Source organism: Nocardioides jishulii (assembly GCF_006007965.1).
Taxonomy (GTDB): domain Bacteria; phylum Actinomycetota; class Actinomycetes; order Propionibacteriales; family Nocardioidaceae; genus Nocardioides; species Nocardioides jishulii.
In genome coordinates this window covers 1262691-1277908 of record NZ_CP040748.1, presented here as the reverse complement: position 1 = coordinate 1277908, position 15218 = coordinate 1262691, and the positions used below count along the sequence as shown (strand labels likewise).

Annotated in this window: 10 protein-coding genes; 3 read left to right on the top strand and 7 right to left on the bottom strand. The window is 69.8% G+C overall.

What is annotated here, in order from left to right:
• Positions 1–83: 83 nt before the first annotated feature.
• The 5 genes from FCL41_RS06015 to FCL41_RS05995 all read right to left on the bottom strand — a co-directional run bounded on the left by FCL41_RS06015 (position 84) and on the right by FCL41_RS05995 (position 5042).
• Positions 84–290 carry a hypothetical protein gene (locus FCL41_RS06015; protein ID WP_137066625.1) on the bottom strand — a complete coding sequence of 69 codons (207 nt, stop codon included), beginning with the start codon at positions 288–290 and terminating at the stop codon, positions 84–86.
• A 76-nt stretch (positions 291–366) separates the two neighbouring features.
• The gene (locus FCL41_RS06010) at positions 367–1302 is read right to left on the bottom strand and encodes a lysylphosphatidylglycerol synthase domain-containing protein (protein WP_170970298.1); all 936 of its coding nucleotides are present in this window, start codon (positions 1300–1302) and stop codon (positions 367–369) included.
• Complete coding sequence (locus FCL41_RS06005) at positions 1299–2006, bottom strand: class I SAM-dependent methyltransferase (protein WP_137066623.1); 708 nt, start codon at positions 2004–2006, stop codon at positions 1299–1301. The genes FCL41_RS06010 and FCL41_RS06005 overlap by 4 nt, the downstream gene beginning before the upstream one ends.
• The gene (locus FCL41_RS06000) at positions 2003–4111 is read right to left on the bottom strand and encodes a hypothetical protein (protein WP_137066622.1); all 2109 of its coding nucleotides are present in this window, start codon (positions 4109–4111) and stop codon (positions 2003–2005) included. The genes FCL41_RS06005 and FCL41_RS06000 overlap by 4 nt, the downstream gene beginning before the upstream one ends.
• Positions 4101–5042, bottom strand: coding sequence for a glycosyltransferase family 2 protein (locus FCL41_RS05995; RefSeq protein WP_137066621.1), 942 nt, complete (start codon positions 5040–5042; stop codon positions 4101–4103). The genes FCL41_RS06000 and FCL41_RS05995 overlap by 11 nt, the downstream gene beginning before the upstream one ends.
• 128 nt (positions 5043–5170) lie before the next feature.
• On the opposite strand from FCL41_RS05995, the gene FCL41_RS05990 reads away from it, so the two are divergent.
• Positions 5171–7006 carry a DEDD exonuclease domain-containing protein gene (locus FCL41_RS05990; RefSeq protein ID WP_137066620.1) on the top strand — a complete coding sequence of 612 codons (1836 nt, stop codon included), beginning with the start codon at positions 5171–5173 and terminating at the stop codon, positions 7004–7006.
• Between the two features lie 4 nt (positions 7007–7010).
• Here the strand turns inward: FCL41_RS05990 and FCL41_RS05985 are convergent, their stop codons facing one another.
• On the bottom strand, positions 7011–8936 hold the full coding sequence (locus tag FCL41_RS05985; protein ID WP_137066619.1) for an LTA synthase family protein: 1926 nt from the start codon (positions 8934–8936) through the stop codon (positions 7011–7013).
• A 114-nt stretch (positions 8937–9050) separates the two neighbouring features.
• Here FCL41_RS05985 and FCL41_RS05980 point away from each other — a divergent pair, with 114 nt between their 5' ends.
• The gene (locus FCL41_RS05980) at positions 9051–10562 is read left to right on the top strand and encodes a hypothetical protein (RefSeq protein ID WP_137066618.1); all 1512 of its coding nucleotides are present in this window, start codon (positions 9051–9053) and stop codon (positions 10560–10562) included.
• A gap of 27 nt (positions 10563–10589) precedes the next feature.
• Here FCL41_RS05980 and FCL41_RS05975 read toward each other — a convergent pair whose 3' ends face one another.
• Complete coding sequence (locus FCL41_RS05975; protein WP_137066617.1) at positions 10590–10868, bottom strand: Lrp/AsnC family transcriptional regulator; 279 nt, start codon at positions 10866–10868, stop codon at positions 10590–10592.
• A 166-nt stretch (positions 10869–11034) separates the two neighbouring features.
• Between FCL41_RS05975 and FCL41_RS05970 the strand changes: the two genes are divergently transcribed.
• Positions 11035–15213 (top strand): Ig-like domain repeat protein, encoded by a 4179-nt coding sequence (locus FCL41_RS05970; RefSeq protein ID WP_170970297.1) that lies wholly within the window; start codon positions 11035–11037, stop codon positions 15211–15213.
• Positions 15214–15218: the final 5 nt, after the last annotated feature.

Sequence of the window (15218 nt, the reverse complement as noted above, 5' to 3'; positions counted from 1 at the left end):
CTCGGTCAGGCTAGCCGCACTGGGACGACCCACCAAAAGGAAGTCCACATTCAGTGATGCAGACCACACCTCGACGAGGTGTCCTAGGCGGATTCCATCGTCGGTCCCGCGAGCGGCCGGACCATCCTCAACGGAGGCACCAGCCCTCCGCAGGCCAGGGCATCGAGCGCCGCGCGCTCGTCGTCCTCGAAGGAGAGCTCCGCGGGCGGCCCCAGGAGCACGGTCACCACGCAGTCGTGGCAGTGCAGGCCACGGACCTCGCAGGAGTCACAGTCGATTCGTGTCGTCATGTGGGGCACTCAAACAGCGGCCTCCGACAATTCGCCTCGGCAGTGCCGCAAGCGGCGTGTCGAGGCGACGGCTCCGTCAGTCTCGCCCTTGGTGCACCGTCGCCGAGGTCCGCGTCGGGCGCGCGAGCCAGGCCAGGAGCGCGATCAGGAAGTCGGCCACCGTGTGCACGACCCGGGCGAGCACCGCCACGGCGGCCGCTGGGGCCAACCCCAGCGTGGGGGCCAGCAGCAGGACGACGACGCCCTCACGTGCCCCCAGCCCAGCAGGGGCGACGGGGACGGCCACGCCTGCGACGTAGCCCAGGGCGAAGGCGGCCATCAGGGCTGCGTACGACTCGACTGACCATCGGAGGCCGCCCTCGGGCGCCAGGAGCACCATCGCCAAGGCGTAGGCCGTCCAGACAGGCGTCATCAGCGCCACGGCGCTCCACGTGTCAACCACGCCCCACGCCGCGTCCTCGCTCCGTGCGAGCCATCGGGTCACCCCGTGCACCACCGTGGGCAGCAACGCCGCGAGACCTGTCAGGACGCACGCCCCGGACGCCACCCACCGGCCGCCGGGCAGCTCGTCGGCGCCGGGCACCCACGGCAGGGCCAGCCCCGCCGCGAGGGAGCCCGTCGCCAGGTGCACCCAGAGAAAGATGAGGGAGGTGGAGACCGTGGCGCGCGCTCCGACCGCGTGGCCGTGGGCCATGCGGGCCTGCACGCCGATGCTCCAGACCGAACCGGGGACGTACTTGCCCAGCTGCCCCACGAAGAAGATCGCAGCAACGTCACGCGCGGGCACCCGGGCACCGTGCAGGCGGAAGATCCGTCCCCACAGCGCCCCGGTCACCCCGAGACCCACGAGGACGAGGACCAGGCTGAGCGCCAGGCTGCCCACCGTGGTGGTTGCGAGCGCGGCGGCAACCTCGTCGCCCTCCTCGCGGAGGCTCCACCACGCCCCGGCCACGACCGCGACCAGGAAGAGGACACGGGCCAGGTGCCCCAGCAGCCTCCGTGGCTCCTTCACCCCTGACGCTCCTCCCGGAGCCGCAGGAGGGCCGTGCGTGTCGGGTAGGGCAACGACGGCGTCCGACCTCGGGTCCACAGGACCTCCAGTTCCGGGTGCTCGGCGATCGCGTCGCGGTAACGGCGACGATCGACGTTGTCGAAGACGACCATGCCACCCGGGGCCAGTCGCGGCAACGCGGCCGCCAGGCACGCCTCGCGCGCCCTGCCGTCGACGACGACGAGGTCGAACGCTCCGGGCTCGTCGTCGATGGCCGCCACGTAGGCGGTGAAGTCCTGGCCCTCGAACCCGGGCTTGCGTGAGGCCACCGCCGGCGTGCCCGTGGCCACCGAGGGCACGGTCTGCACCTGGGCGTGGTCAGGCAGCCGCGGACGCATCGACGCGGCCCACTCCGGGTCGTGCTCGACGGCGACGACGGTGGCAGCCCTGGCGGCCAGCCACACCGTTGAGGCGCCCGAGCCCCACTCGAGGATCCGCGCGCGAGGCGTCGCGGCCAGGTGTGCTTCGACGAGGTCGACGGCCTCGAAGGTCCACCAGGGCAGACCGATGCGCAGCATGTCGTCCAAGTCGTAGATGGCAAACCACGACCGCACCCACAGCGCAGTGCGCGACCTCTTGGCGGCGTGGTCCAGCAGCGCAAGGAGACCTGTCACCCGCAGCAGCCGCCGCAGGGCCCTCACGACGCCGACGTACGCACCCTTCATCGTCGTGCCTCCTTCGCCTCGTCCACCTGCACCGTCAACATCCTGACTTCTCCGCCCTCGGCCGCCCTCACCGTGATCACCAGACCACCCTCGACCACCCGGCCCCACCCGGCCGGCACGGTCAGTCGTCGAACGCCCGCCCCGGGTGCCCACCGTCCGAGGCGGACGTTGTCCACCAGCACCTCGACGGTGACGTCGTGCTCGAGGGAGAGCGCCACCTCCACGGGGCGTGCGTCATCCAGGTCCGGAAGGGCGAAGCCGAGGTCCCCCCGGCGGTCGAGCAGCTCGACACCGGGGTCGGACCTGTTACCCGTCCAGCCGCCCATGAGGAACTCCGACCCGTGGCCCTCCGGCGTGAACGTCATCCGGGCGTCAGGCAGGTCGAGGAGCACCAGCTGACACCGGCGCAACACGCTCATCCGGTGCACCCGCAGGTGTCGGTGGCGCTCGACCTGGGCGAGGTCGGTGCAGAGCCGCCCCGGGTCTGTGCTGCCGGACGAGGCCATCAGGAAGGTCGTCCCCACCGGCTCGTCGACCGCGACGTCGAAGGAGCGGTAGGGCCCGAAGGGACTCAGGTAGTCGGTACGACAGTCCCGGCTGCGCTCGACCGGCGATCTTCCCCCGTCGCGGGTCAGGCGCGCGTAGGTCTGCTGGCCCGAGATCATCTCTCCGGAGCAGACGAGGAACTCGTCGTCGGTGAGCAACGGCGCCAGCTCGCGGTAGCTCCCTCGCCAGTAGTCGTTGGAGGTGATGGCGCCACTGAGGTCGACCATGGCGCTGGAGTATCCGTAGCTGTACGGGAAGAGCCGAGCCTGCACGAGCGTGGGGGTCAGGAGCGAGACCGCCACCGCTGCCACCAGCACCCTCGCCGGCCATCGGCTCGGTGCCATGGGCTCGTCGGACGCGGCCTGCGAGCCTGCCCGTGAGGCGTGTGGAGACTGAGTCGCCGCGATCCACCGACTCAGACCCCACACGGCAAGGACGGCGACCGCGGGCATCGCGAAGAGCATCTGGCGAAGCCCGTGCAGCTGAGACCCCTTGGCGATCGCCAGGGAAGCGATGAGCAGTGCCTGCAGACCCACGAGCAACCAGCGGGTGGAGGGGACGTCGAGACGCCACGACCTCGGACGCGCCCGACGAGCCAGCCGTCCCCAGGCAGCGAGGCTGAGGACGAGGAGCAGGGTCGGGACGACGCCGAACACCTGGACCGGGGCGGTGTGGCGCGGGGTGGACTCACCGCGGTAGTTGGCGGAGGAGAAGACGGAGCGCAGCACCCAGTCGGGGTCGGCGAAGACGGCCGGGTAGACGAACGCCAGAACGACCAACGTCGCCACCCCAGCGGTCGTGGCCACGGCCAACCGCGCCAGCGCTGGACGCGTTCCTCCGGGGCGGCGCACCAGCAGGAGGAGGGCGACCAGGCCGTACGCCGCGGCGATGCCGGGCCAGATGCCCGGTCGTACGCCCACAGCCAGGAGCCCACCTGCCCAGGTCAGCAGCCCTGCCACTGGGAGCCGCCACCGCGCCGGCGTCTCGCCCACGAGCAGCACGAGGCCGAGCGTCACGAGGGTGTAGCCGACGGCCACGGGTGTGTCCTTGACGTTGACCATGGCCATGCCGGTCCACAGCGGCACCACCACCAGCGCGGCGGCGCAGACCACGCCCCAGCGCCAGCTGCGCAGCAGCACCCGTCCCAGCGCCGCGGTGGCGAGCACAGCCACGAAGGACATCGCGGCGACGGCGAGGTGGCGCACCGCGTAGGAATCGCTGCCACCGCCCACCGTGCCCCACGTCTCGTTGCCCAGGGCGACGTTGACCAGGTGAAGCAGCAGCGTCGCCACCGGTCCGTAGACGAAGGAGTCGTCGACCCACTCCCCCACCTCACCGTTCACCAGGTCGTCGTTGAGGAGGTACCAGCCGTGGTCGAACCAGTGCTGCAGCCGCATCACGTGGTAGGGCTCGTCGTAGGTCACGCCGATGGTGACCGCGCCCCAGAAGAGGATGACCAGGCTCCCCAGGAGCGCCGCGGACGCAGCCGCCAGCAGGAGCCGGGGCGGCTCGGGGACGTGTGACGGGGATGACGGGGTCGGGCGGACCTCAGCCGACATGGACGCTGCTTCGGACCTGACCCACCGAGCGGTTGCGCGCATTCACCACGAGCTCGGCGAGCAGGCCGAAGATCACGAACTGCAACCCCATCAGGACCGCCAGCACGCCGGCGATCAGCAGCGGCCGGCCACCGATGGGCTCACCCAGCAGCTTGATGGCGGTGAGGTAGCCCAGCACGACGCTGCCCAGCAGGAAGAGGACCATGCCGATCCCACCGAAGAGGTGGGAGGGCCGGTGCTCGTAGGAGAGGAGGAAGCGGACCGTGACGAGGTCCGACATCCCGCGCCAGAAGCGCGCGAGTCCGTACTTGCTGTCGCCGTTCATCCGGGGATGGTGCTCCACCGTCTCCTCGCTGACGCGGTAGCCGGAGTGGTGTGCCAGCACGGTCAGGTAGCGGTGCATCTCGCCGTACATCATCGGCAGCACGTCCTGGGCGACCTCGGCACGCATGGCCTTGTAACCCGAGTTGAAGTCCCGCCCCGGCGTCGCCGCGATCCACCTGGTGGTGGCGTTGTAGAGCCGCGAGGTGTGCCGCTTGACGAAGCGGTCGCGGCGCACGGTCCGGGCGCCGGTCACGAGGTCGGAACGCCCCTGCCTGATCGGCTCCAGCAGTCGCGCCAGCTCGGCGGGGTCATCCTGACCGTCGGCGTCCATCATCACGATGATCTCGGCGCCGCCCTCCAGCGCTCGATCGAAGCCGCGCTGCAGGGCAGCCGCCTTGCCCAGGTTGCGCCGCAGGGTCTCGAGGTGGACGTTGCCGAAGGTCTGTGTCATGGCCCGGACGACCTCAGAGGTCCCGTCGGTGGACCCGTCGTCGACGACGAGCACCTGTCCGTCCACTGCCACCGCGGCCAGAGCCGTCCTGATCCTGGGGACGAGGACCGCAAGGTTCTCGGCCTCGTCGAGCGCCGGAACAACCACCCACACCACTGCACTGTCCTCCTGGGATCATCTAGAGCACACACAGTGTGGCAGCGAAGAAGCCCCCGCGTAGGCCGTTCGGCGAGGCTCGTCGACGAAGACGCGAAAGCGTCGGCGCAGCGCTCTAGGTTGAGCCCATGAGTTCGACCACCGACGCACTGCTCCACCCTGGAAGCCCCGCTCCCTCCTCCGGAAACACCTCCGGGACGACCTCGGAGCGGCGCTGGGAGCAGCAACTGGGCCTGGACGACCTCGGCCGGCCGTTGAGCGAGGTGACCTTCACGGTGGTGGACCTCGAGACCACCGGTGGGTCGCCCGCCGGTGGTTCGATGATCACCGAGATCGGCGCCGTGAAGGTGCGCGGCGGCGAGGTGCTCGGGGAGTTCCAGACCCTTGTCAACCCCCACGCCGCGATCCCTCCCTTCATCGCTGTGCTCACCGGCATCACCGACGCAATGGTCGCCACCGCCCCGCCGATCGAGTCGGCGCTCCCGGCGTTCCTCGAGTTCGCCGCAGGAAGCGTCCTCGTGGCCCACAACGCCCCCTTCGACGTCGGTTTCCTCAAGCACTTCGCCGAGCAGCAGCAGCGGCCGTGGCCTTCCTTCGAGGTCCTCGACACGGTCAAGTTGGCCAGGCGCGTGGTGACCCGCGACGAGACCCCCAACTGCAAGCTGTCGAGCCTGGCCACCCTCTTCCGCGCCTCCGTCACTCCCGACCACCGGGCCCTGTCCGACGCGCGGGCCACGGTCGACGTGATGCACGGCCTGTTCGCCCGTCTCGGCGGACAGGGCCTTCAGACGCTCGAGGACGTCCAGAGCCTCAACGGCAAGGTCACCGACGCCCAGCGCCGCAAGCGACACCTCGCCGAGGACCTGCCCACCGGACCAGGGGTCTACCTGTTCCGCGGGGCGCGCGACGAAGTGCTGTACGTCGGCACCTCGCGCCACGTCCGCAAGCGCGTCCGGACGTACTTCACGGCCTCCGAGACCCGCAGCCGGATGAGCGAGATGGTCACCCTTGCCGAACGGGTGCAGGCGGTCGAGTGCAGCACGGCGCTGGAGGCACAGGTGCGCGAGCTGCGGCTCATCGCGAGCCATCGTCCCCACTACAACCGGCGCTCGAAATTCCCGGACAAGCACCACTTCCTCACGCTGACCGCCGAGCCGTGGCCGCGGCTCTCCCTCGTCCGGTCCGTCAAGGACCGCACGATGGCCCACCTCGGCCCGTTCTCGTCCCGACGCACCGCGGAGCGGGCACTGGCGGCGCTCCACGAGGCGTACCCGATCCGGCAGTGCACGCAGCGCCTAGGACGTCAGCCCACCGGCACGCCGTGCGCCCTGGCCGAGATGGGGCGCTGCCTCTCACCGTGCGACGGCTCGGCCGACGCCACGACGTACGCCGCCGTGGTCGAATCGCTGGCCAGCACGCTCGTTGCAGACCCCACCGATGTGGTCGAGGCGCTGGAGCAGCGGATGCGCGTCTGCGCTGAGGACGAGAGGTTCGAGGAGGCAGGCACCCACCGCGACAGGCTCGGCGTCTTCGTCAGGTCCGCCGCCCGCTCACAGCGCCTCCGTGCGCTCGTGGACTGCGCCGAGCTGGTGGCTGCCCGGCGCGAGGACGACGGTCGCTGGGCGGTCCACGTGCTGCGGCACGGTCGGCTCAGCGCCGCGGGCGTCATCCCGCCACGCGCCGATGCCAACACCTGGGTGGACAACCTCGTGGCCAGCGCAGAGACGGTGGTCGACTCCCGCGGCGCGCTGCCCGCATCCTCCGCCGAGGAGTGCGACCTGGTCCTGCGCTGGTTGGAGCAGCCCGGCGTACGCCTCGTCCGTGCCCAGGGCGAGTGGACGTGCCCGACGCGGGGCGCCGAGGGTCGACTGGCACTCATCAGTGCCATCGACAAGGCCCGCGACGCCGGCGTGCCGTCCGACGAGCGGGGGTTGCCTCGCACGGTGGCGCGTCCCACGCGCTGACAGATCAGTTGTCGGCGGAGTACCAGAGTGCCTCGAGGGCGTGGCGCTGACCGACGGAGAAGTCGTACTGCACGAGCCTGGCCTCCTCGAGAAGTTCCCGCTGGGCCTCGTCGAGCGATGCCAGCGCCACCTCGTCGCCCTCGGGCGTGACCACCGTGTCACCGCGCACGGTGCCGACCTCGTCCTGCAGCGCCTTGACGAGCAGCAGGTAGGGCGGGAGCGGTGCGCCGATGCGTTCCAGCACCATCGGCAGTGCCGCCGTCGGTGAGAGGAGCTCAGGGGCGCCCCCGACGGCACCCTCCACGTTCGACCAGACGAACCACGGCGTTCGGTGCAGGTTGAGTCCCTCGGCCCGCGTGTCGGAAGCGTCGAAGATCCCCGGGAAGTGGTCCCCGAAGTGCAGCACCACGGTCGGCTCGTCCAGCTCCTCGAGGGAGGCGAGGAACCCTTGCACCGCGGCGTCGGAGATCGCGAGGCCACGTGCCCACTGTCCGATCTCCTCCTCGCAGCACGCGGCACTCTCGACCTCCACGGGGTCGTCGTACAGCCCCGAGAAGGGGACGTGGTTCTGCATGGAGACCAGGTGGACCAGGGCCGGGGAGTCACTCTCCTCGAGCTGCTGCACGACCTCGGCGTAGGCGGACGCATCCGAGACGAAGCCGCCCGGGACGACGGCGGAGGCGTTCGCCATGTGCGCCTCGTCGACGAACTCGTCAAAGCCCAGCCGGTCATAGACCTCGGTGCGGGCGTACAGCTCCGGCCGGAAGGGATGGAGGGCGACGACACGGTGTCCGACCGTGCCCAGCCAGCCGACGGCGGAGGGATAGTCCTCCTGGTCCGCGACGAACTGCTGGTAGGGCGACACGATGTGCGGGCCGAAGAGCCCGGGGCTCTGGCCGGTGAGCACACCGAACTCCATGAGCGAAGTTCCGGTGCCGTAGTGGGCGGCAAACATGTGCCCCCCGCCCTGCGCCATGAGCCGGCGGACACCGGGGAGGGCGTCCTCCGCGAGGCGGGTGCGTTCCAGTGCCGAGGGATCACCCATCGACTCGCTCAGCACCACGACGACGTTGGTCCTGGCCAACACGTCCGCGTCGGCGCCCCGGTTGCGCTCGGCCGCCAGCCTCACCCACTTCTTGCTGATCTCTGCCATCCGGTCGGCTGAGTAGGAGGGCGGTTGCTCCATCGGTTCTGCCGGCAGGCTGAAGAGCGTCCCACCGACGAATCCGTTGCCCTGGTAGTTGGTCGTCGGCGACCACGCCAGCCACTGCGCCCCGGCGGCGTCGTAGATCGCTCGTACAGGGTTGCCCGGCGTGTTGAACCCTGCCGAGAGCCAGGCGAGCGTGATGGCGGTGCCGACACCGACGGCACGGAACAGGATCCAGGCCTCCCAGCCTCTCTGGCCACGCCGCGGTGGCGCCGGCCGCGATCGCCCAGCCACCCGGCCCAGCCAGAGGAGGAGCAGCAGGAGGGCCCCCAGAGCGCACACCCCGAGCAGGAGTGCCGGGACACCGACCATGTCGATGAGGAAGGCCGGCGCGCGCAGGTAGGCCACGTCGGACGGGACGAGCGGGGACTGGAGCACGTCCATCCGCGCCGCGTTGACGGCAGCGAGGAAGGCGACGACGAGGAAACCGACCTGGAGGCCGCGACGTACGCGACCGGTCAGCCCCACGAGGCCCAGGAGCAGTACCCAGAGCAGGGCCATCCCCACCAGGGCCGGACCGGGCTTGAGCGGCGCCTGCCCCCCGAGGCGCAACGACATCGCCAGGGCCAGGTCGCACAGAACCGCGGAGGCCGCGGTCACGACCAACGCCCACGCGATCCGGTTGCCGACCCCTCGCTGTGCGGCACCAGTGGCGGTGACCGTCGGGCCAGCGTCATCTTTCGTGGCAACGGTTCCGTCTGCCGGGATGGACGTGGCACTCACGCCCGCGAGGCTACGGGAGTCGGGTGCGGGCGGCCCGGAGAATCACCAACTCCGTCGCGGTCGAGGTTGTCGATTCAGGCCTCCCGTCGCCTCGGATCATGGGAGGCTCCGGGGGTGCCTTTTCCCGTCGACCACACCATGCCCGCCACCGCAGCACGCGCACCCGAGACGCCGGTCCCGGCATCTCCCGCACCGGAATCCCCTGCCGCTGCGGCCCCTGCCCCCTTCGGGCTGGTCGCCCTGCCGTTGATCCTCGTGCTGGGTGCCTTCGCGGTCATCGTCCAGAAGATGGCGAAACCGATCGACAACGCCGACACCTACTTCCACCTGAGGCTGGGTCGCGAGTTCCTCGAGGGCTGGTCACCGCGCGACCCGGGGAGTGTCACCCGCTTCGCCACCGCGGACTGGCTGCCCACGCAGTGGCTGGGGCAGATGGGGTTGGCCAAGTTCGAGGAGTGGTTCGGCCTGCCCGGTGCCGTCTGGCTCTCAGGAGCCATGGTGCTCACGTTCGCCCTCGTGCTCTTCCTGGTGGCGCGGCGCCGGAGCTCCTTGGTGGTTGCGTCGTTCATCGTGCCCGTTGCCGTGGTCGCTGCCTCTCCCAACCTGTCCGGCCGCCCACAGGTGGCGAGCTACCTCATCATCGCGCTGGTCACGGCAGCCTGGATGGCGGCCGGGCGCAACGGCCGGGTGCCGTGGTGGATCATCCCGGTGACCTGGCTGTGGGCGATGGTCCACGGCATGTGGTCCATCGGGGTGCTGATCAGCCTGATCGCGGTGCTGGGAATCGCTCTTGAGCGGCGTACGCCTCGAGGCGCCGTGCTGCGCATGCTTGTGGTGCCGGTCGGGTCCGTGGTGGCCGCCAGCCTGACCCCCATGGGGCTGGGGATCTTCACCTCGTCGGCGCGCGTCGGCGCGATCTCGAAGTACTTCGCCGAGTGGGGGCCGACGCAGTTCACCCTCCCGCACGCCGCCGTCGCCGCCTTGATGCTGGTGGCGGTGCTGGGCCTCGCCCTGCGCTCCGGCCCGGTGCCGTGGCTGGAGTTCATGCTGCTCCTCCTGGCGGGAGCATGGCTGGTCTACTCCGTCCGCACGGTGCCGGTGGCGGTCACCATGCTGGTCCCGCTGCTGGCCGCGCGGCTCGGCCGCGTCGTGCCTCGTCGTGCCGGGTGGCGGCTGGAGCTGCCGGTGATCCTGGGCGGCTTCGTCCTGGCGCTGGTCAGCCTCGCCCTGATCGTCGCGCAGACATCGGCCGACCCGATCAACCCGGACAACCGCGCCGAGGCGTCGGTACACACGCTGGCGGACGGCACAGGAGTGCTCAACGAGTGGAAGGACGGAGGCCACTTGCTGTGGCGCCACCCGCATCTCGACCCCGTCATGCACGGCTACGGCGACATGTTCACCGCGACCGAGATCCAGCGGAACTACGACTTCGTCCGACTCGAGCCGGGTTGGATCGACACCTTGCGCGAGCTGGAGGTCACCGAGGCCCTCGTTGACGCTGACGGCAAGATCGCCTACGCCCTGCGCGAGGCGCTGGGCTGGGAGGTCGTCGTCGAGGAAGCTCCACTGGTGCACCTGCGCGCACCGGCCGACTGGGCCACCGGCGCCGACGCGGAGGACTGACCCCGCAGCGACGGGTCGGCGTGGGCGTCAGTCCAGGCCGAGGGAGAACGCCGACTCCAGGTCGTGCTGTGAGTACGCCCGGAACGCGATGTGCGTCTCGGTCTCGGTCACCCCGGAGACCTTGTTGAGGCGGTCGGCGACGACCTCGGCCACCTCGTCGTGGCTGCGCACACGGACGAGCGCGATCAGGTCGATCTGTCCGGTGACGGAATACACCTCGCTCACGCCCTCCAGGGCCGCGATCGACTGGGCGACCTCGGGGATACGGGCGACGTCGGCCTTCACGAAGACGATGGCGGTGATCATGGGGACACGCTAGCGAACCGGGCTGCGCGCCACCTCGTTCGGCGCCCCCTCGTCTGTTCGGCTGCCCCACCTAGTCACAACGGACCATCTCGTCCTGATTCACCCGTGCCGACCAGCGCGCGTGCCTAGCCTCGGCATGTTCAGTGGGCTGACTAGGGAGACTCGCATGCCACCGACCGGAGTACGAACCGCCACCGCCAGCGCGGGAGCCGCCCTCGCGGTCCTCGCCGCCACGGCCACGGTCCTGCCCGCGGCCTCGGCGTCGACGCCGGCGCCCTACGGGCTGGAGGTCTCGTCGCCCAACACCACCACCACGGTGCTGTCCTGGGACCGCGAGCCCCAGGCTGCGAAGTACACGGTGCAGGTGGACAACGACGAGTCGTTCGGGAGTCCTGAGTTCAACCAGGTCACCACGAACGTGTCAGCCGTCCCCCACACCGCGCTGAAGGCAGGGCTCAACCACTGGCGGGTGCGCTCGATCTCGGCGTCCAACGTCAACAGCGAGTGGACGACCTCCACGTTCAACCGGCCCAACCCGATGGTGCCCTCGGCGGTCTCTCCCGTGGACGGCGCGACCCTGGCCCAGCCCGACGAGCCCCCGCTCCTCGAGTGGTCGGAGGTGCCGGGAGCCAAGTCCTACACCGTCGAGGTCGACGACGCCCCGGACTTCATCGGGTCATCACGCCTCACCACCAGCACCACGTCAGTCACCCCCAGCGCCCCCCTCCCGCTGGGCGCCTGGTTCTGGCGCGTCACGGCCACTGACGCAAGCGGCCAGGTCAGCGTCCCTTCGGCCCCGTCCGCCTTCACGATCGCGGCACTTCCGGCTCCCGAGCTGGTCTCCCCCGTCAACAGTCCGGACGAGGAGGTCGAGGACGTCGTCCTGGACTGGGCCCCCGTACGCGGCGCCAAGACCTACGCCCTCCAGGTGGCGACCAACGACGGCTTCGAGGCCGGCGACCTGATCACCGACCTCAAGGGCATCACCGGGACGAGCTACTCGCCGCCCGGTGGTTACGACAACGACCAGTACTACTGGCGCGTGCGTGCCGTCGACGCAGCTGGCTCCCCGTCCGCCTGGTCGGAGTCGCCCAACAACTTCAAGCGTCACTGGCCCGACCGCCCCTGGCCGGTCGCTCCCGTCCAGCCCGGTTTCCCTGCCTATCCCGCAGACTTCGACACCAGTGCCCCCTCGCACAAGGACCACCCCTTCTACGGGGCGTACGTCAAGAACCACGACCCGGAGGACCTGCCGATCGCGACACTGACCGACCGGTCCCCCTACCTGCAGTGGACACCGGTCCAGCACGCGAGCCACTACGAGCTCCAGCTCTCCAGCACCCCTGCCTTCGTCTCGACGAACACGAAGACGTGCAGCATCGCTGGCACCACCTTCACGCCGACCAACGCCAGCTTCCCGAAGGGCGGCCTCGACCACGGCTGCCAGGTCAAGGAAGGTACTCGCTACTACTGGCGCGTGCGGCCCATGGACCGTCCCTTCACCGTGGAGGGCATCTACTCCCCGACCCAGAAGTTCGTCTGGGAGCCGGAGTGGTTCACCGAGCTGAAGCCGGCCCACAACGCCACCATCTCCCAGCCCATCTTCAGCTGGAAGTCGGCCGTGGCCGCCGATGAGTACCGCATCGTCGTCTACGACAACACCGGCAGCCGGGTCGCTTCCGGCACCACTCGTGCCAACACCTGGACGCCGGTCGGCAACGAGATTGATCGCACCAAGGGTCCGTTCACGTGGGAGATCACGGCCTTCTCGGCCGACGGCACCCCGTCGCTCATCCGCAACCGATCATTCGATCTCACCCCGACCCCCGCGGTCGATCCCGGCACCGATTCCCTGCCCCCCTTGACCGCGCTGTCCGCGCGTGAGTCCGACTCGCCCACCATGCGCGCACCCACGATGTCCTGGACGCCCCACCCCAGGGCCAGCCACTACGTCGTGGACTTCGGCCACGCCGACCTCACGAGCTGGCTGGTGCCGGCCGGCGGCGAGTCGTTCGGCAAGGAGACTGCGTACACCACCTTCACCGACACCGGCACCCGCATCATGACGCCGGGCCGTTACCGCTGGCGCGTCCGCGCCTTCAGCGACGACGGCCAGCTGGTCGCGACCTCCGCCTCGAACATCGCCACGGTGGCAGGGTTCGAGGAGGTCACCGGGCAGACCATCGCTCTCGACGGCGCGAAGCTCGCTGCCGGAGGTGGCTGTGCCCTGCCCATGGACCTGGTCAGCAACGTCTCCACCTGCCCGGAGGTGCCCACGACTCCGGTGCTCTCCTGGGAGCCGCAGGAGGGCATCGCCTTCTACGGCGTCTACGTCTCCTACGACCAGAACTTCACGAACCTGACCGAGACCAACATCCCGGCCTCACTCGGCACCATGTACGCCTACGACATGCTGACGCTGGCTGACAACACATCCGGCGTGCCCTACTACTGGCACATCCGGCCCTGCAAGGCCGCCGGCATCTGCGCACCAGATCCTGTCTCCTCCGCGACCGGACTCGCCAAGCACGCCTTCAAGAAGGTCTCGCCGCGCGTGGAGACGCACCCCACCGACGACGTGGTCTCCACCAGCGAGGTCACCTTCACGTGGCGCGACTACCACGACACGAACCAGACCCATCTCGTCACCCGCGACGGTGCCCCGTCGTGGACCGCCACCTACCGCAGCGACGGCCCGCGGAACGGACCCATCAACCCCAGCGACCTCAGCAACCAGAGCGCAGCCCGCTACCGGGTCCGCATCGCGAAGGACCCGTTGTTCGCGGACGTGATCGAGACAGCCACGGTCGACCAGACCACGTTCACCGCCACGGGCAAGCTGTACCCCGAAGGCCCCGTCTACTGGCGTGTGTCTGCTCTCGACACCAACGGCAACGAGTTGAGCTCCTCGGAGACGCGCACGTTCACGAAGACGAGCCCGGCCGTCGAGACCATCTCGCCGCGCGCCAACGCCTCGGTGCTGGGTACGACGCCCTTCCGCTGGTCCCCGCAGGCCTACAGCGGCCAGTACGAGCTCGAGGTCTCGCGCAACGACGCGCTGTTCTCGTCGACGAACCGACTCTTCCTCACCAAGGTGTGGACCACGGCCTACACCTGGACCAAACCGATCCCGGTGAGTGCCGACCCGTACTACTACCGGGTGCGCCGCATCGACTCGTCGGGCAACCAGGGCGCCTGGAGCACCCCCGTGCCCTTCCGTGTCGTCTCCGACTCGGTCCGTCTCATCGGACCGGGCACGGGCAGCCTCCAGCTCCCGAACGGTCCCTCGTTCTCGTGGGAGCCGGTCAGGGGCGCGGCCACCTACCTCTTCGAGGTCAAGGACTCCAGCGGCAAGGTGATCGAGTCCCGCTCCACCCCCGCGACCGCCTACACCCTCTTCGGGTCTCTTGCGGCCGGCCGCCACACATGGTCGGTCACCGCCAGGAGCAACGACGGCGCCACCATGGCCCCGCCCAGCTCGGACGTCTTCACCGTCGACACGAGCCTGGTCCCCGGGGCGACGCCGGTCGTGGGCTACGACACCGAGCGGCCCGAGGTGGGCAGCGAGCTCTCCGTCGCCCCGCTGGCGTGGAACCGCGACGGTGTCACGGAGTCCTACCAGTGGCTGCGCGACGGAGCGACCATCAAGGGTGCGACGACGAACAAGTACCTCGCCACGACCGCTGACTACAACCGGTCGATCACTGTGCGCGTCACCGGCTCCCTGCCCTCATACACCTCCACTGCAGTCACGAGCCAGGCGGTCACGATCGGTGCCGGAGGCGCCGTCATCGCCACCGCCCCACCCACCGTGACCGGCAAGGCAGCAGTGGGACAGAAGCTGGGCTCCACCCCCGGCAGCTGGCCGGCGAAGGCCAAGCTGTCCTACCAGTGGCTGCGCAACGGCTCCCCCATCGCCGGGGCGACAGGCAAGACCTACACCGTCACCATGGCTGATGTCGCGAAGCTGATCTCACTGCGCGTGACCGGCACGCTGCCGGGCATGCGCGACGGCACGAGCACCTCATCGTCCGTCAGCGTCCCGAAGGCGTCCTCGACCACGTCGATGGCCCTGTCGAAGACGAAGGTGAAGCGTGGCGCCAAGGTCACGCTCTCCGGCACGGTCCAGGTCAGCGGCGTCACTGCTCCGACCGGTGCGGTCACCGTCCACCGCAACGGGAAGACGATCAAGACCATCAAGCTCGCCGTGAGCAAGAAGGGCAAGGTGACCTTCGTGCTGCCGAAGAAGTGGAAGAAGGGCAAGCACAAGATCCAGCTGCGCTACAAGGGCACCGGTCAGGTCGCGGCCTCCCGGTCGAAGGTCATCGTCCTGAAGATCACCTGACCCCT